At 45.3% G+C, this 18,260-nt stretch carries 17 protein-coding genes; 12 read left to right on the plus strand and 5 right to left on the minus strand.

Going from position 1 to position 18,260, the window contains the following annotated elements; all coding sequences use genetic code 11:
• The first annotated feature begins 195 nt into the window (after window positions 1-195).
• From lptM to OPS25_RS15265, 10 genes are all read left to right on the plus strand, one after another.
• Window positions 196-342, plus strand: a complete 147-nt coding sequence (lptM, locus tag OPS25_RS16005; RefSeq protein WP_407080249.1) for an LPS translocon maturation chaperone LptM — start codon at window positions 196-198, stop codon at window positions 340-342.
• Between the two features lies 1 nt (window position 343).
• On the plus strand, window positions 344-1,594 hold the full coding sequence (gene lysA / locus OPS25_RS15225) for a diaminopimelate decarboxylase (protein WP_265618737.1): 1,251 nt from the start codon (window positions 344-346) through the stop codon (window positions 1,592-1,594).
• 47 nt (window positions 1,595-1,641) lie between these two features.
• On the plus strand, window positions 1,642-2,472 hold the full coding sequence (dapF, locus tag OPS25_RS15230; RefSeq protein ID WP_265618738.1) for a diaminopimelate epimerase: 831 nt from the start codon (window positions 1,642-1,644) through the stop codon (window positions 2,470-2,472).
• Complete coding sequence (locus OPS25_RS15235) at window positions 2,469-3,167, plus strand: DUF484 family protein (RefSeq protein WP_265618739.1); 699 nt, start codon at window positions 2,469-2,471, stop codon at window positions 3,165-3,167. The genes dapF and OPS25_RS15235 overlap by 4 nt, the downstream gene beginning before the upstream one ends.
• Window positions 3,167-4,090, plus strand: a complete 924-nt coding sequence (gene xerC, locus OPS25_RS15240) for a tyrosine recombinase XerC (RefSeq protein ID WP_265618741.1) — start codon at window positions 3,167-3,169, stop codon at window positions 4,088-4,090. The genes OPS25_RS15235 and xerC overlap by 1 nt, the downstream gene beginning before the upstream one ends.
• Window positions 4,090-4,803 carry an HAD-IA family hydrolase gene (locus tag OPS25_RS15245; protein ID WP_265618742.1) on the plus strand — a complete coding sequence of 238 codons (714 nt, stop codon included), beginning with the start codon at window positions 4,090-4,092 and terminating at the stop codon, window positions 4,801-4,803. Before xerC ends, OPS25_RS15245 begins: the two co-directional genes overlap by 1 nt.
• Before the next feature lie 293 nt (window positions 4,804-5,096).
• Window positions 5,097-5,732 carry a methylamine utilization protein gene (locus OPS25_RS15250; RefSeq protein ID WP_265618743.1) on the plus strand — a complete coding sequence of 212 codons (636 nt, stop codon included), beginning with the start codon at window positions 5,097-5,099 and terminating at the stop codon, window positions 5,730-5,732.
• A 9-nt stretch (window positions 5,733-5,741) separates the two neighbouring features.
• Complete coding sequence (locus tag OPS25_RS15255) at window positions 5,742-8,066, plus strand: EAL domain-containing protein (RefSeq protein WP_265618744.1); 2,325 nt, start codon at window positions 5,742-5,744, stop codon at window positions 8,064-8,066.
• A 6-nt stretch (window positions 8,067-8,072) separates the two neighbouring features.
• On the plus strand, window positions 8,073-8,918 hold the full coding sequence (locus OPS25_RS15260; protein ID WP_265618745.1) for a DUF3034 family protein: 846 nt from the start codon (window positions 8,073-8,075) through the stop codon (window positions 8,916-8,918).
• A gap of 5 nt (window positions 8,919-8,923) precedes the next feature.
• Complete coding sequence (locus OPS25_RS15265) at window positions 8,924-9,334, plus strand: group I truncated hemoglobin (RefSeq protein WP_265618746.1); 411 nt, start codon at window positions 8,924-8,926, stop codon at window positions 9,332-9,334.
• 81 nt (window positions 9,335-9,415) lie between these two features.
• Here OPS25_RS15265 and cysE read toward each other — a convergent pair whose 3' ends face one another.
• Window positions 9,416-10,228, minus strand: a complete 813-nt coding sequence (cysE, locus tag OPS25_RS15270) for a serine O-acetyltransferase (RefSeq protein ID WP_265618748.1) — start codon at window positions 10,226-10,228, stop codon at window positions 9,416-9,418.
• A 242-nt stretch (window positions 10,229-10,470) separates the two neighbouring features.
• On the opposite strand from cysE, the gene uvrD reads away from it, so the two are divergent.
• Window positions 10,471-12,639: a DNA helicase II gene (gene uvrD, locus OPS25_RS15275; RefSeq protein ID WP_265618749.1), complete on the plus strand. Its 2,169-nt coding sequence runs from the start codon at window positions 10,471-10,473 to the stop codon at window positions 12,637-12,639.
• 105 nt (window positions 12,640-12,744) lie between these two features.
• Complete coding sequence (locus tag OPS25_RS15280; protein ID WP_265618750.1) at window positions 12,745-13,989, plus strand: diguanylate cyclase; 1,245 nt, start codon at window positions 12,745-12,747, stop codon at window positions 13,987-13,989.
• Window positions 13,990-14,378: 389 nt separating this feature from the next.
• Here the strand turns inward: OPS25_RS15280 and OPS25_RS15285 are convergent, their stop codons facing one another.
• The 4 genes from OPS25_RS15285 to OPS25_RS15300 form a co-directional block, all read right to left on the minus strand.
• On the minus strand, window positions 14,379-14,843 hold the full coding sequence (locus OPS25_RS15285; RefSeq protein ID WP_265618751.1) for a hypothetical protein: 465 nt from the start codon (window positions 14,841-14,843) through the stop codon (window positions 14,379-14,381).
• Window positions 14,844-15,082: 239 nt separating this feature from the next.
• Window positions 15,083-15,559: an RHS repeat-associated core domain-containing protein gene (locus tag OPS25_RS15290; RefSeq protein ID WP_265618863.1), complete on the minus strand. Its 477-nt coding sequence runs from the start codon at window positions 15,557-15,559 to the stop codon at window positions 15,083-15,085.
• Between the two features lie 299 nt (window positions 15,560-15,858).
• The gene (rarD, locus tag OPS25_RS15295) at window positions 15,859-16,794 is read right to left on the minus strand and encodes an EamA family transporter RarD (RefSeq protein ID WP_265618752.1); all 936 of its coding nucleotides are present in this window, start codon (window positions 16,792-16,794) and stop codon (window positions 15,859-15,861) included.
• A 120-nt stretch (window positions 16,795-16,914) separates the two neighbouring features.
• The gene (locus OPS25_RS15300) at window positions 16,915-18,252 is read right to left on the minus strand and encodes a magnesium transporter (RefSeq protein WP_265618753.1); all 1,338 of its coding nucleotides are present in this window, start codon (window positions 18,250-18,252) and stop codon (window positions 16,915-16,917) included.
• Window positions 18,253-18,260: the final 8 nt, after the last annotated feature.

The raw sequence follows: 18,260 nt of genomic DNA on the forward strand, positions 1-18,260 counted from the left end.
TGGGGGCTTAGCGTGTTCGTCCGGACTCAGTGATATTTCACCTGCCATAACCACGCCGGCGGTGGTCTGCTATAGACCTTGAGTTCAACTTTTAAATAAAGAGCGATTACCGACCACCTCAGGCGCTTTCTTCACTTGCAATTTAATATTGCGATGAGATGATACAGGAATTGTACTTTTCTTAGCTTAATCATCGTGTCGAAAAAGTTCTCGTTTGTCAGTGTTCTTGTAAGTGTTACGTTCATTAGTGCCTGCGGATATCGTGGAGCGCTTTATCTCCCTGAAGAGGAAGATAACCAACCGACACAGAAGGTAGAAACACCCCATAAAGAGGTCCAGTAATATGGACCATTTTCAATACCAGGGTGGCAAACTATTTGCCGAAGATGTTTCAGTGCAGTCCATTGCCCAGGAGCATGGGACCCCTTTGTATATTTATTCACGCGCCACGCTGGAACGTCATTGGCATGCCTTTAATGATGCGGTAGGAACTCACCCCCACCTGATTTGTTACGCCGTGAAAGCCAACTCGAATTTAGGGGTTTTGAGTGTGTTGGCTAAATTGGGTTCAGGGTTTGATATTGTGTCGGGCGGCGAGCTGGCTCGGGTTATTGAAGCGGGTGGCGATCCAGCCAAAGTGGTGTTTTCAGGGGTTGCCAAAAAACCGGAAGAAATTCGATATGCATTAGAGCAAGGTATTATGTGCTTTAATGTTGAATCTGAACCTGAACTGCAACGCATCAATCAGGTTGCACAGGATATGAATCAAACTGCATCTATTTCGTTACGCATTAATCCAGACGTTGATGCGGGTACCCACCCCTATATTTCTACCGGGTTAAAGGCGAATAAATTTGGCATCCCTCGCGAGCGTGCAGTGGCCGCTTACAAGCTTGCTCACTCGCTTCCCCATTTGAATGTTGTGGGTATGGATTGTCACATTGGTTCACAGTTAACGCAGGTTCAGCCCTTTGTCGATGCGTTGGATAGATTACTGCTGTTAGTTGACGAACTTGCCGAGTATGGCATTCACATCTCCCATCTTGATGTGGGCGGCGGGTTAGGTGTGAAGTATCTTAACGAGCGCCCTCCCCATCCCAAAGAATATGCTGCTGCCATGGCGGAAAGAATGACAGGGCGTGAAAATCTTAAACTTATTCTTGAGCCCGGCAGAGCGATTGCGGCCAATGCAGGCATACTGGTTACCCAAGTCGAGTTCGTAAAAGAAGGCGATGAAAAGCATTTCGCCATTGTGGATGCGGCAATGAACGATTTAATTCGCCCCGCTCTGTATGCGGCATGGCAGGATATTATTCGGGTAGAACAAGTTACCAGTGCACCTACACGCACATATGACGTAGTGGGCCCGGTTTGCGAAACCGGTGACTTTTTGGGTAAAGACCGCCAGTTAGCGGTGGCAGAAGGCGATTATTTGGCCGTGCGCGGGGCCGGTGCCTATGGTTTTGTCATGGCATCAAACTATAACAGCCGCTGCCGCCCAGCCGAAATAATGGTCGATCAGCAACGCGTTCATGTGGTACGGGAAAGAGAAAAACAAAAAGATCTCTGGAAAGGTGAGCATAAACTTACGTAAACTAGGAGCACCTTTATTTGTATTTACAAGAATAAGAACCGTTCTCTATGCAGGTGAATTTTTCAAAGATGCACGGCCTTGGCAATGATTTTGTTGTGGTCGACAATGTCACGCAGAACGTTTTCTTTTCGAAAGACCGTATCCAGCAACTCGCCGATCGGCATTTTGGCATTGGCTTTGATCAGCTTTTGATGGTTGAGCCGCCCTATGATCCTGAACAAGATTTCCACTATCGTATTTTTAATGCCGATGGCAGTGAAGTGGGCCAATGCGGCAATGGTGCCCGGTGTTTCGCACGGTTTGTCAAACATAAGGGGTTAATCAACCGCAACCGCATTGTGGTAAGCACCACTAATGGCAAAATGGTGCTTTATCTTGAAAAAGATGGGCAGGTGACGGTAAACATGGGTAAGCCTGATTTTGCACCCGCCAGCATTCCGTTTAAAGCCAATAAGGAAGAGAAAACCTATATCATCCGGGAAAACGAACAAACCTTCTTTTGCGGAGCAGTGTCGATGGGCAATCCCCACTGCGTATTAGAAGTAGAGAACGTGGACGAGGCGGATGTTGCCACTATTGGCCCTCTTTTGGAAACCAGCGAACGATTTCCAGAGGGTGTTAATGTTGGCTTTATGCAGGTATTATCTTCAAGACATATTCGTCTGCGTGTGTTTGAACGCGGAAGTGGCGAAACCCTGGCATGTGGAAGTGGCGCGTGCGCTGCCGTTGCTATAGGCCAGATTCAGGGGAAATTAGATAAAGATGTGCAAGTTGATCTGCCGGGTGGAACATTAAGAGTTCGCTGGCAGGGCGGAGACAGTATGCTAAAAATGACGGGTCCCGCTGAGCATATCTATGACGGACACTTTACTGTATGAATGATTTTACAGGACAGCCCAAGACAACCGTACCGTTAGAGCCCAGGTATGAAGAAGCCGACGGGGTGAACGCCGACGATGTGCGCAGTTATTTGCTGAAGCACCCTGAATTTTTTAGTCACCATCCTGACTTGTTGGAACGATTGCATATACCACATCAGCAAAAGGGCAGTGTTTCTTTAGTTGAATTGCAAAGCGAGCAGTACCGCAAAAAACTTCGTCAACTCAATTACAAGTTAAATCAGTTAATTGGTGTAGCCAAACAAAACGAGAAGATATATCGCGTTTATACTGACTTAAACGTTCAATTACTGTCCTGCAAGTCGCTTGCAGAAATTCAATTCAAGCTGGAAGAAGTGCTGCAGGAGCAGCTTAATCTGTCGGCGGTGGTAATTAGAATGTTTAAGGGTCCCCTGACGCTGCCAGAGCTACAAAAAAAACTCATTACCGAGAAACGTTTCAAACAAAATTCGTTTTTCTTTGGTCGCTTAAGCCAGCACGAAAAGCAGCTGTTATTTGGCGACTTAGCCGCCGAATCGGTGGCATTAATTGCGTTAGGTGAAAAGAATGAGTTGGGCTTAGTGGGCGTAGGCAGTGCCGATGCGACGCACTTCACCCCGGATATGGACACTTTGTTACTTAAACAACTCCAACAAGTGTTGAATATCGTTATTCCAGACCTCCTTGGATATTGATGGCCACCCCGTCTATTGAATCGTTAACCGATGAATGCCGGGTTTGGCTGCAAAAATATTTACTCCATATACAGGTTGTTCGCGGCTTATCCGCTCATACCGTTAGCAACTATCGCCGCCAGCTAATCGTCATTGCAGATATCCTGGCTATTACCGACTGGCGCTCGCTTACTCAGGTGGATGTGAAGCGGGTGCTTGCCTCCTCCAAGCGCGCCGCGCAGCAACCACGAAGTGTCGCTTTACGACTATCCGCTCTGCGCTCGTTTTGCCAGTATTTAATCGAACAAAATTATCTGGATTCGAATCCCGTTGAAGGCGTACAGGCACCTAAAACCGGCAGGCCCCTCCCAAAGCAACTTAATGTTGACGAAATGCAGCAACTATTGGCAAGCGAACAGGAGGCTGACATCGCCTGTCGCGATATGGCGATGTTCGAAGTCATGTACGGTTGCGGTTTGCGGCTAAATGAACTCACATCTCTCAATTTGGCTGATATCAAATCGGACGGTACTCTCTGGGTTACGGGAAAAGGAAATAAACAGCGCGTGCTGCCCTTAGGTCGAGTGGCTGCGAAAGCGCTCCATGCGTGGCTGAAAGTACGCGGGAATTACGCATCCATGTATGAAAGCGCGTTATTTGTGAGCAAGCGAGGTACCCGCATATCTAATCGACAGGTGGGTAACCGTCTTAATGAGCTTGCGGCTCAGCAAGGTATGAACCAATCAGTTAATCCGCATAAATTACGTCATTCATTCGCCACTCATGTTTTGGAATCAAGCGGTGACTTACGCGCCGTACAGGAGTTGCTGGGCCACGCAAACCTTTCTACGACACAGGTTTATACGCACCTGGATTTTCAGCATCTGGCCAAGGTTTACGATAAGGCTCATCCCCGCGCCAGACGACGTTCGCAGGAAAAATAATGAAATTTTATCGCCCGCTAAAACCGGTTAGAGCTTTGACCTTCGATTTGGACGATACCTTGTATGACAATGGTCCCATCATTCGTGCGGCAGAAGCAGCATTAAATTCACACCTGAAAAAACATCACCCGACTGCTGCCAACCTCGCCCCTTCCGACTGGAAAAAAATACAAGCCGACCTCATTAGCGCAAACCCGGCATTGGCATCTGATATGGGGCAACTGCGCATGCAAAGTTTATTAACCGCATTATCCGATGAACTTGCCGAACATGCTTTAGAAGATGCAGCGAAAGCCTGTTTTGATCATTTTTATGACAAAAGAAGCGATTTCGAAATTGAGCAGCAAATTCATTCATGTCTGGCAAAGCTGTCGCAAAAAGTTCCGCTAATAGCCATTACCAATGGCAATGTGAATCCAGAGAAAATTGGTATTGCGGGTTATTTTAAACACTTTTTTCATGCTAACACGGATTTACCGATGAAACCCGCACCCGCCCTATTTAAAGCGGCCATTGATGAATTAGACTGTCAGCCAGAGCAAATTCTGCATGTCGGTGACAACTTGATTAAAGATGTTCAGGGGGCCATTAATGCGGGCATGCAAACAGCATGGTATGCACATGACCGGGGCATGATAATGCGAAAGGAAAAAGCAACCCTATTGCCGCATGTAGAATTGCAATCGCTTGATGATCTGTTGTTGTTGATTTAAAGGTTGGCAAGCACTCACTCTTTTACCTAGGAGCAGTAAATTTCTGTCCTTCGTTCCCGTTGACCTATAAAGCTAATTTTTCTCATTCTTGATTGATTAGCTGGTAACCATTACTAACCAAATATACCGAGTGAACAAAATATACTCACGCTGGCTCAACATGTTATCCATTTACCGAGTAGTTTGTTCTGGTTAGCGCAAGTTTATCTATTCGAGGATTACGTATTATGGAAATAATCTGTTACCGTACGCACTTAGACTCTAACTCATGCTTTGTAAAAAACGAGAAATAAATGAGAACTGCGGTTTTGCTGATAATCAGTTTGCTTATCTGTTTCAAGGGATATAGCGCCCCTGATACACGTATTATCATTATTGATCAGGACAACCAGCCAGTAATCAATGCCGTGGTTTCCATACCCGCCCAATCGGTAACCCCAGACGTGAATGACATAGCGATAATGGATCAGGTCGATAAACAATTCTCTCCTAACGTATTGGTGGTGCACAAAGGTCAAAAGGTGAGCTTCCCTAATAGTGATAACATCCGCCATCACGTGTATAGCTTTTCTGCGATCAAACCGTTTGAGATCCGACTCTACAAAGGATCTAGTGAAGAGCCGATTTTATTTGATAAGTCCGGTCTTGCCGTATTGGGGTGTAACATTCACGACAACATGGTGGGCTACATCTACGTGGCTGATCAGGAACTAGCCAAGGTTACTGATAGTGCTGGCAGTGTGAAAGTGAGTGCGTCCGATATTACGGAAGTCGTGATCTGGCATCCCGATTTGGGTGTCGGTTCAGCGCAGAAGCAACGACTGCAGTTAAAACCAACAAAGGGGACCATGGTAGGTCAGGTGAAATTGAATAAAGTCACGGAGCGGAACCAGAAAAAAACCTTTAAATCCAGAAAATTTGGCCAGTAAGGGTTTAGGTTGGCAGCTAAATCACTTAATCAACAAATATTCAGACTCACCGGTGGGCTGGTACTTTTATCTACCATCGCCATTCTGGTCAATGTCTGGTTTTCTACTGTCGAGCATGCCGAACAGCAACTGGAAACCAATCTTCAAATTGCTGAGTCGGTTTTTAAGCAGATTTTTCGCAATCGTGAAGAGCAACTTTACAATTCTGTGGACATTCTTACTTCAGATTTTGGCTTCAAAGCTGCAGTGGCCAGTGACGATGAAGCCACGATAGAAAGCGCTTTACTCAATCATGGGCGGCGGGTCGAAGCAGATTTGATGGCACAATTATCACTCCAGGGTAGCGTCATCAGTACAACCAACTCCAGCCTGAATGTCGGTGAACCGTTTCCCTACCAAAATCTGATTGAACAAACCAACCAACGTGGTGGTGTCAGCACTATCATGATGCTCAACGATCAGTTATATCAGGCAATTTTGCTTGTGGTGGAAACGCCACGCCCACACGGTATTACGTTGATCGGTTTTAATGTTGATAACCGCCTGTTAGAAAGGTTAAAGGGTATCACGCAGTTGGATGTCACTATCAGCGTTGAACAGTCAAATGACATTTCTTACTCCGTCAGCACGCTGCAACCGGCTATCAAGGAGCAGGCATTAAAGCAGACCAACGCTGATTTATCCTGGCTCGATGTGCTGCTGTTTAGCGATGCATTGTATATTTCTAAACGTTTTCTCTACGTTGATAATGACAATAACCAGATCTGGGTCACGCTGTCAGAAAATGTTACCCGTCTTTACGGAGAGTTTAATCGTTTACAACTTAAAATTTCAGTCATTGCCGGATTACTACTGATATTAACTTTGATGTTTGGGGCTATGCTCGCCAAAAAACTTTCCACGCCGTTATATGGATTATCCCGCTATGCGCGTAAAATTTCCGCTGGCGATTACGACCAGCTTATTGAGGTTGACTCGAAAACAAAAGAAATAGATGCGCTTTCCAACGCTTTCGTTGCAATGCAGGCAAATATCAAAGAGCGGCAATCGGAAATCGTTTTCCAGGCCACGCATGACTTGCTCACCGGCATTTTCAATCGGTATAAAATCGCCAAAATTCTTGATGCCAAATTTAAGGAAAACACTGAATTTATGGTGATAGGCGCTAATATCCACGGTTTCAGGGGTGTTAACGACATTTTTGGTTATCAAAGTGGTGACCGTTGTTTACAGGCAATTGCCGCCCGGTTTGAGCAATTGGATGGTAAATGTGCCCGATTGAGCGGTGGTGAATTTTTGTGGCTGCCTGACAAAGAATTAAATGGCGACATGCTTCGCGTCATCCAGCGTAAGATCGAAATGCCGATCATCGTCGATGATGTAGTGATGAACATAAAAATAGCGCTGGGCGTACTGCATTGTCCGCAAGACTGCGATAATAGCGAAAGCGTGTTTAAGCGGATAAATATCTGTTTAGACGAGGCTCGGGTTACACCGGATCTTATCGTCACCTATGCAGAAGAATTCGAAAAGAACTATATCAGACGATTGGCCATAATCTCTGAACTCAAAAAGGCATTGGCAAGCAAGCACTCGGAACTTAGCATCAGCTATCAACCAAAGCTCAATTTACACACCAATCAAGTCGATCACGCTGAGGCGCTTATTCGCTGGAACAGTGAACGACTCGGGTTTGTGCCGCCGGATGAATTTATCGCGATTGCTGAACAAGCCGGATTGATAAATCAGGTTACAGAGTGGGTTATAAATGCGGTGGTCGATGATGTAGCCATAATGCGCGAGCAAAACATACCGCTTAGCGTGGCCATCAATTTATCAGCAAAAGACATTGTGGACCCTCACCTGCTTACCTATGTTACTGATAAATTAAAAGAATTCAATTTGGCTGCGGATTGCTTATCCTTTGAAATCACCGAAAGTGACATCGTTTCTGAACCCACTAAGGCAATAGTGGAATTGCAACGCTTCAGAGATGCCGGGTTTTCGTTAGCTATAGACGACTTTGGGACGGGTTATTCATCATTAACTTACTTGAAAAGTTTACCTGTGACCGAGCTTAAAATTGACAAGAGCTTTGTGCTTAAATTGAACGAGCAAAATAGCGATCAACAAATCGTACAGACTATTTTGCAACTGGCTAAAAGCTTTAATCTGTCAGTAGTGGCAGAAGGCGTTGAAGATAACGCTTCATTAACCCTGCTGCGGGACTGGGGGTGCAAATGGGCACAAGGCTATTACATATGTAAGCCTGCACCATTGGTACAACTAATAAACTGGTATACCGATAATTTAGCAACAGACTGGATGAAGTAAAAAATTATGATCAGGTTTTTAAAGTGGGCAGCGGTAGCACTTATCAGCATAAGTAGCAGCAACACATTCGCCGCTGAAGGCAAGTTAATAGGTACTGCCGGTCTGATACAGGTAGAAGGCAGTGGCGGCGGCGGTATTGTACCCTGGGCCACGTTGGCAGGTTATGATAGTCGCGACCAAATCTCGGCCACCTCGTCAGCAACGCAGGTCGATGTAGATGACTATCGTCTGACCATGTTAAGTGCCAGTGTTTCCGTATACGATCGGTTGGAGTTTAGTGTGGCACATCAGCGCTTTGATTTAAAAAGCCTGGGTGGCGACATTAAACAAAAAATTTTTGGCATCAAGTATCGACTAAATGGTGACGTGGTGTTTTCTGAGTGGCCACAAATCAGTGTTGGCATGCAGCACAAACAACTCGAGGACAAAGCCATCGCTAATGCCTTAGGCGCAACGTCAGCCTCCAGCGGCAACGATTTTTATATCGCCGCGACAAAGGTGCATTTAGGCGCAATCGGTGGTTTTAATGCCATCTGGAATTTAACCGCACGCGCAACGAAAGCTAATGAAATGGGATTGCTGGGTTTTGGGGGTATTAATAATGACGATTATGAAATCATGCTTGAAGCCAGTGCAGGGATCTTGTTATCACGCCACCTGGCGATTGGGATGGAGTATCGTCAGAAGCCGGATAACCTCGGGCTGCAAGAAGATGACTGGGTAGATTACTTCGTCACCTATATACCCAGCAAGCATTTCAGCCTTACCCTGGCGTGGGCTGAGTTAGGCACTATTGCCGGTGCACAGCGCCAATCCGGCCTTTATTTATCATTAAACGGACAACTCTGGTAACCAACATGAAATCATTCGTACTGTTACTGCTGCTCACCCTGAGTGCCTGCACCGCGACCCATTCATCGCTGTATCAGCAACTCGGTGGCGCGCATAAAATTGCTGAGATTGTTGAAAATTTTGTTTATGAAATCGAATACGACCCGCAAATTTTGCCTTATTTTGAAGGCAGCAATATTGACCGATTTAAACAAAAACTTACCGAACAGATTTGTTTTCTAAGTGGTGGCCCGTGTGAATACACCGGTGACTCAATGACCCAGGTTCACACCGGCATGAATATTACCGAAGCGCATTTCAACCGAACCGTCGACTTGTTAATTAATGCAATGAATAAGGCGAACGTATCCCATCGATTACAGAATCAGCTACTGGCAAAGCTGGCACCCACCAGAAAAGAAATGCTTTATCTATAATCATCACGTGTATGACTGGTGATTAACCCCGTGCAGGGGCACTGCGTGCGGCCCCTAATCGTGAATAAACGGGCGTGAAATTTACTGCTGGTTGGCGTAATTATCTTCCAGCACGTTTTGATTCATTGATTCACAAGGACGCTGGCAACAGGGACGGCCAACCACTTTGGCGGGTACACCCACCACGGTGACGTGTTCAGGTACGTCAGACAACACCACACTGCCCGCCCCTACTTTTGAACCTTCACCTATTTCGATATTGCCTAGAATTTTCGCGCCTGCACCTATCAATACATTTTGGCGTATTTTCGGATGACGATCCCCCGATTCATTACCGGTGCCGCCTAGGGTCACGTTTTGCAGAATGGAGACATTGTCTTCGATGACGGCGGTTTCACCCACCACGATCCCGGTAGCATGGTCAAACATGACGCCGTGTCCAAGCCTTGCAGCAGGATGAATATCCACCCCAAAGGTTTGTGAATTCCGACTTTGTAAAAATAAGGCAAGTTGATTTCTACCTTGTTGCCATAAATAGTGCGCTAGCCGATGCACCTGCACCGCCTGAAAACCTTTAAAATACAGCAGTGGCGTGAGATAGTCAGAGGTCGCTGCGTCGCGTTGAAATACCGCAGTGATATCCGCAATCGCGGCTTCAGCAATTGCGGGTTGTAACAAATAGGCTTCGTCAAATACTTCGCGAATTGCGAGTGCAGGCATTACGTCATCGGCCATTTTATTTGACAGAATAAAGCTTAATGACGATTCAAAATTATGATGAGTAAGAATACACGCATGAATATAGCTGGCTAACAAAGGCTCGTTCTCGGCTACACCTGTGGCGGTGTTCTTCAGCTCGCGCCAAAAGTCGATGGTATTGTTGGGTGCCTGCATCGTCAAACTCTCATAAAAATACTTTGGGGGGCGTTATATATTCGGCATCATACCTAAGCGGTGCTCATTGCCCAAAGCTGTGTTAATGGTATTTTGGATTAAATAAGAACAGAATAATCTAGCGATCAGCAAGCATAGCGGCATAAATTTAGCGGCCTTTGCCACCGCCCGTCAATTCTCACTGTATAAATTACCAGCCTGCTGGCATAATGCATCTCAAATACGTTAAGAGGGGTATATTTATGGATGTGTCACGGCTACTAGATGATTTAAATGATAAACAACGCGAAGCGGTAGCCGCTCCTCTCTCTAACATGTTGGTGCTGGCGGGTGCCGGTAGCGGAAAAACCCGTGTGTTAGTGCATCGTATGGCCTGGCTTATGGAAGTAGAAAATATTGCCCCCTACTCTATTCTGGCGGTTACCTTCACCAATAAAGCCGCCCGTGAGATGCGCGGTCGGGTAGAAAGAGTAATGCAACGCAGCATGCATACCATGTGGATAGGTACTTTTCATGGCCTGGCGCACCGCTTACTTCGCAGTCATTATGCAGAGGCCAAATTACCTGAGAATTTTCAAATTATTGACTCGGACGATCAGTATCGTCTTATTCGACGTGTATTAAAAGCCATGAATTTGGACGAAAAACACTGGGCGCCCCGGCAGATCCAATGGTATATCAATGGCAACAAGGATGAAGGATTACGCCCCCATCACATAGAAACTCATCATGATCATACGCAGAAAAAAATGCAGGAAATTTATGCAGCCTATCAGGATGCGTGTGATCGTTCCGGGCTGGTCGACTTTGCGGAGTTGCTGTTGCGCGCACATGAGCTGTGGGCCAACAACCCTTCCGTTTTAGCTCATTACCAGCAGCGTTTTCAGGCTATCCTGGTTGATGAGTTTCAGGATACCAATAATATTCAATACGCTTGGTTGCGAATGCTTTGCGGCGATAACAACACCATCATGATCGTGGGAGATGATGACCAGTCCATTTACGGATGGCGCGGTGCTAATATTGATAATATTCAACATTTTCTAAAGGACTTTCGCTCTCCCTCCACTATCCGCCTGGAGCAAAATTATCGCTCTACCGCTACCATCCTAAAAGCTGCCAATGCCGTCATTGCAAACAATCAGGGGCGCTTAGGCAAAGAGTTGTGGACACAAGGTAGCGAAGGTGAGCCGGTATCTGTATATGCGGGTTTCAATGAGTTAGATGAGGCCCGTTTCATTGTCTCACAAATTAAAAACTGGCTGGATAAAGGGAATCCATTACAAGACTGTGCCATTTTATATCGCAATAACGCTCAGTCCCGTGTGTTGGAAGAGGCGTTATTGCATGAAAATTTAGCTTATCGTATTTACGGCGGGCTGCGCTTTTTCGAACGTCAAGAAATCAAAGATGCATTGGGCTATTTGCGCATGGTTAGTCATCCCCATGATGACGCAGCGTTTGAACGTGTAGTCAACACGCCCAGCCGCGGTATGGGAGAGAAGACCTTAGGACAAATCAGAGAGTCTGCGCGTACGCAAAACTGCTCGATGTGGCAGGCTAGTCATTTGCTCATCAATGAAGGTGCCCTGAAAGGTCGTGCGGCCAAGGCATTACAGGCGTTTATAGGCTTAATAACAGATCTGGAACAGGAGCTTAGCCAACTTCCCTTAGAAGAACAGGCTGATAAAGCCATTCACCGATCCGGTTTGTACGCCATGTATCAGGCGGAAAAGGGAGAAAAAGCGCAGGCACGTCTGGAAAACTTAGAAGAACTGGTTACCGCCTGTAAACAGTTTATCGTACCGGAAGAAGCCGAAGAAATGACGCCATTAGCCGCCTTTTTGGCGCACGCTTCGCTTGAAGCGGGTGAAGCGCAGGCCGACAGCGATCAGGACGCGGTACAAATGATGACTATTCACACTGCAAAAGGGTTGGAGTTCCCCTTAGTCTTTTTAGCGGGTGTCGAAGAAGGCATGTTCCCCAGTCAAATGACGAACGATGAACCAGGGCGGATGGAAGAAGAACGCCGTCTGGCCTATGTGGGCATGACTCGCGCCATGCAAAAACTGTTTATGACCTATGCTGAAAGCCGTCGCCTGTATGGACAGGATAAGTTCCATACGGCTTCACGTTTTATCCGTGAAATCCCATCTGAATACGTCGAAGAAGTGCGCCTGCGCTCAACCATATCGCGCCCTGTGCATAATCGCTTTAGTCGCGCCACTTCTCATGAGGCATTTGAAAATAGCGGTTTCTCGTTAGGCCAGCGGGTACGACACCGCAAATTTGGTGAGGGCGTGGTACTCAATTATGAAGGCTCGGGGGAACATGCCCGGGTACAGGTGAATTTTGCAGAATTCGGCAGTAAATGGCTGGTGCTTGCATATGCTAAGCTTGAAGAGGCATAATTGAATAAAATTTGGTCAACAGGGACAGTCGACCACCGGCACACTTTAGCAAATGTCAATCGTATCTGGAAAGGCAATTGACCATTCACGCAGGATACAGGATTCATGCAAAAAAAAGTGCTGGTAGTGGAGCAAAGCACACACAGCTTAGCATTAATGTCTAAATTGGTGCGCAACGCGGGTTTAAATCCGGTCGGTGCCAATTCGCTTACCGAAGCTGAATTTAAATTCAGGCAATCTACTCCAGAGGAGTATTTGTGCGCCATCGTTGATTACCGTTTACCGGATGCACGCCACGGTGAAGCGCTGGATTTTACCATTAACGCCTTCCTCCCCACCATTGCGGTTACCGACAGCAATGATGCCAGCACGCGTAATGCTGTACTGGCCCGCCAAGTAGTAGATTACATACCCAAAGAGAATGGCCAGATCTATGATTATTTAAGCCGGCTACTGGTGCGCCTGGAAAAAAACAAAAAGGTCGGCGTGCTTGTGATAGATGCGTTCCGCCACAGCCGCCAGACGATGGTTGCCTTGCTTAAACGACATCACTTTATTATCTATGAAGCGCTGGGGGCAAAAGAAGCGATAGACATACTGGATTTACATGCCCATATACAACTGGTCATTCTCGCTGACAGTATTGAAGATCAGCCTTCCACCGCCTTTATCGCTAATTTACGTAAAGAGTATAGTAAAGAAGAATTAGCGATTATTGGGGTATCTGAACATGAAAGTGGATTGCTGTCGGCACACTACATTAAAAGTGGTGCGAATGATGTACTGCGAAAACCCTATTGCTACGAAGAATTTATGTGTCGCATCACCCAGAATCTGGAGCTGATAGATAACGTTAAAACCATCCGCGAAGCGGCCAATAAGGATTTTCTTACCGGTTTACCCAATCGGCGACATTTTTTCTATTCAGTTAATCACAGTTTTAAAAATTTGCCCGCCAAACAAGCGCTGGCCTTATTGGATTTAGATTATTTTAAAGCAATCAATGATACCTACGGACATGATGCTGGCGACCACGTCTTAAAGCATGTTGCTCAGCTGATTGCCCAAGCTTTTGATGATGTCTATGTAGCGCGCTTTGGCGGAGAAGAATTTTGTGTCTATCTCCCCCAGTTTTCGCCAGAAAAAGCGTTTATACGACTGGAAAAATTCCGCAAGCTGGTAGAAGGCTCTGTCATCGTTTTCGACAATATAGAAATCAACGTGACCACCAGCATCGGGTTAAGTACCCGACCGTCACACAATATCGAAGCGTTGCTTTCTGACGCCGATAAATTGCTTTACGAAGCCAAGGCAAATGGTCGCAATCAGATTGGTGTTAGGGATAATTAACTGACTCAATTCAGTTTATTAAATCACCTATTAAACAACTTGAAGCATAGTAATCATCAGCTGATTTGTAATCGATGAATGCTCAACCTTGGTATTAGTTTGCTGCTTAATATTAAAAATTTATATGAAAAATAGTACCCTTCAGGCAATGAAACTATCCTGATGGGGAGCTCTCTCATTAATCAGTACGAATACGAACAAACCGACGCTTCTGCACTAGGGTGATTAGTCAGGATTGCAGACGAAGTATATACCAAGCGACTATGACGTATTCACTCAACTTCATAGCATATGCAACGCCTGATTATAAATTTAAATTTCGCTACTTTTCATATTTTCTTAGAAATTTTTTTTAATTCCCTTTCTAGTAATGCCGTTGTTTAAAAAGCTTACTTTTTCTTAAAACAAGTAATTTTTTCACCTGAAACAGAATCTTGCGAAATCCAAATTTCATTGGATAATTTCAGCGTCGCATATTTAGAATCTGAATTCTGCTTCAACATATCTTTTAGTTCGTCAATAGAACCTGAAGTTAATATATTGAGTTCATCGGATTTAATCTGAATATCCACATTTTTTACGTTTTTGTATTCAAGTAAATCATTTTGAAAACTGTAGTCACCATCTACAAATGCCAATAACTCAGATTTTTTACTATTCGTATCGACAAAAGAAATGCTCGTGGAAAAACTATACTTCCCGTTTGAGTCAAAATTGATGTGATGGTCTATTACATTTTGAAACTCTCCAACGTCATATGTGGTTTTGCAGTGCCATGCATTTTCTATTGATGGTTCGGTAAAAGCTCTTTCACTGACAGTCATCAAAAGTACGAAAATAGATAATTGAAACATTATGTCTTTCTCATTAAGTTTACATACACTTTGTAGAAGCCTGCGGTCACAAACATTACATATATCGCCAGGATAATAAAATACATATTTGGTGATGAGCTTAAACAATATTCTTGACTGCCCTTTGGACTAACACAACCAGACATAACACCGCTAATAACTAAACAGATGAAAAATATACTACAAATAGTTAAAATTATATTTTCAAAATTTTTATTAATCTTGTCCATAATTCTGCCTTAAATGCATGTTCCATCCCATTGGATTCTTGAGCAGGGAGGAGGTTGCATCTCCAATGTATCTGAGTCTCCGGACGGTCCTCCTTGTATTGCTTCAACAAATGTGGATGTAACTTCTCCAGCTACACTAGAAGCATCCCCATTTAGAACTATATTAGCCAAGTTAATTGCTCTTGATGCAGCTTTCGCTTGTGGAACAGGGATATAGCCAAGAATTTTACCAGCACCTTGAACACCTCCAGATGCAACAAACACACCTGCTAGCTTTTTCGCTTTTTTTAAATCTTTCTTAATCTTTTGCTGAGTAATGCTATGTGACTTCGACCACATTCCAAATGAGCTTATTGGATTTGAGGTCATACCAGTTGACTCCACTATATTTGCGGGATCATTATTTACATGAGCATAAAGATTCATCTGCTCTTCATAACCCACCGGGTCAGTTTGGAGGAATCGGCCTAGCTTTGGATGATAAATCCGTGAAAACGGGGTAGAACCCCTTTACCATTAGAGTCAGGGGTGGTAGTGCTAAGGGTAAAACTGGTGGCGTGGGTCGAAAAAATTAACGACATTGCAAATAAAACTGCAAAAATCCCTTTTTGATACTGCATACAACTGTCCATAGTAGCTTAATTATTTTTAGAGTCTGCTAATTAAAGCGCTTACATTTAAAAAAATTTGTACTTAAATTCAACAAAAAACGTATTTATTTCGCCCAACATTGTTAACAGTCAATGTTTTGTGAACCTAAAAAATCTTGCTTACCTTTCGTTGGACTAGCTTTTTTTAAAATTGAGGCGCAACTTCTTCTGCCGATGATAAAACCTCAGCGAATCCGCACTAAACAAAATTAACCCAGTCCACACAAATCCAAATGTAATCAACCGGGCTTCTTCGAGAGGTTCACCATATAAGAATACCGCCAGCACAAACATCATCGTGGGCCCGATATATTGGAAAAAGCCTAAAGTCGAATACATTATGCGTCTCGCTGCAGCAGTAAAACACAAAAGAGGGGCGGTGGTTACGATGCCGGCGGCAAATAAAATAGCGTTGAATTCAAGCGAGTTTGTCGTCATGTCACTTTGTGGAGAAGCAAACCATAGCCAAAATACCAGTGCAAAGGGCAGCATCATCATGGTTTCGATAAACAAACCAGGCAGTGAATCTACCTCCACTTGTTTACGCAACAATCCATACACACCGAACGTACCAGCCAGCACTAACGCAATCCACGGTAACTGCCCATATGAGACGACCAGTACGGACACCCCGAGGACTGCCAGCACCACTGCAACCTGTTGTAATGGTCTAAGTTTCTCCCCCAGAAATAAGCGACCTAGCAAAATATTAATCAGCGGATTAATGTAGTATCCCAAACTCGCATCCAAGATATGGTTACTGTTTATAGCCCAGATAAACAATAACCAGTTCGCGCCCAATAGTAACCCGGCGATGAGTAAGATGGTCATGACTTTACGCGAACGTAAAGCTTTGATGACTTTTGCCTTTTGTTTAAAACCAAGAATCAACCCTGCCAGTATCAGCGCAGACCAAATTACCCGGTGCATCAGAATTTCGATTGCGGGCATGGCTTGCAGTAATTTGAAATACATAGGCGCTAAGCCCCACATGCTATAAGCAGCGATGGCAAAAAACACACCGGCGCGAGTACGCTTATCAGCGTCAGTTGAAGCAATTGGCTGGGTCAAAAGTCATTCCAGGAATAAGATGAATTAAAAGTGAAAGCTAAGGAGGGCATTGTCTGCAAAATGCCCCCCCGTTCAAGAGATAAGGCGACGAAGCCTCCTTTTTTATCGCTATAACAAAGTTTATAACAAAATAAGCGTGCCTAAACCTAAGAACGCCACGAAGCCGACAACGTCAGTTACTGTGGTTAGAATGACTGAGCCTGATAGTGCTGGGTCGATTCTTAACTTATCCAGGATCACCGGCACCAGGACTCCCGCAATGGCTGCCGCCACGATGTTAAACAGAATGGCAAAACAAATCACAAAACCCAGTGCTGCATTGGTAAACCAAAAATACGCAACGATACCAATAATGATTGCCCAGATGATACCATTCACACCACCCACTTTAAGTTCTTTGACCATTAAGGCTTTAATGTTAGCAGGCGTTACCTGACCCAATGCAAGCCCGCGCACAATCAGAGTTAAGGTCTGACTGCCCGCTATTCCCCCCATACTCGCCACCACCGGCATTAACACAGCTAACGCTACCACTTCCTGCAATGTGGCCTCGAACAGGCCGATGAACCACGATGCAAGGAAGGCGGTTAATAGGTTAATTCCCAGCCATAGCGCCCGGTTACGCGCACTTTTTGCCACTGGGGCAAATAAATCCTCATCCTCATCCATACCCGCCGAAGCCATCACCTGGCGCTCGTAAAATTCGTTTACCAGCTCGCTGGCAGCGGTAATGTCTACACGCCCCAACAACTGATTGTTCTCATCAATCACCGGCAACGAGGCATAGCCAGAGCGTTGCACTTGCAAAGATGCAGTCGTGCTATCGTCTTTCCCTTTCAGTGCAGGGATGGATTCTTCCGTCAATTCAACCAATGGCACGTGTTCTGGCGAACCAAATATACGGGTTAAGCGCACCGCCGCAGAAAACTGACCAGAGCGGTTAATTAAAAAGATGGTGTCGCAGTGAGACGGCACATTGCGGCGGATCAAGCGTAAGCCATCGCGTACTTTCGCATTTAATGGCAATACCAGCATCCCGTAATTCATCCAGTGCCCAATTTCTTCATCTTTAAATTGAGATGCAGCTTTAAAGTGGTTTTGTTGTTGCTCATCCAGCGCCGTGAAGGCCAGTTCGATGAGTTTATTGGGGAGCGAGTCGAGCAGTTCGAGCAAGTCTTCGGCTTCAATATCGGCAAAGATGGCCGCCCATTCACCATCGGGTGTGGCATCTATTAAGATTTCACGGGGATCACTGCGCATCTCAACCAGGATATTGAGTTTGCGGTCGCGTGGAATGCCCTCCCATACACTGAGTCGCGGCTCTACCGGTAATGACTCCAGCAAGGTCGCAATATAGATATCATCCTGAGCAGCCAGGGTCGTCAGGATTGCCGCGGGGTCATCAGCCTGAGGGTTCGAGACAAATTCTTCAATTAATTCTGGTAATGGTTCTGCCATTTAACTCT

The sequence above is a fragment of the Alteromonas aquimaris genome (genome assembly GCF_026183695.1).
Taxonomy (GTDB): domain Bacteria; phylum Pseudomonadota; class Gammaproteobacteria; order Enterobacterales; family Alteromonadaceae; genus Alteromonas; species Alteromonas aquimaris.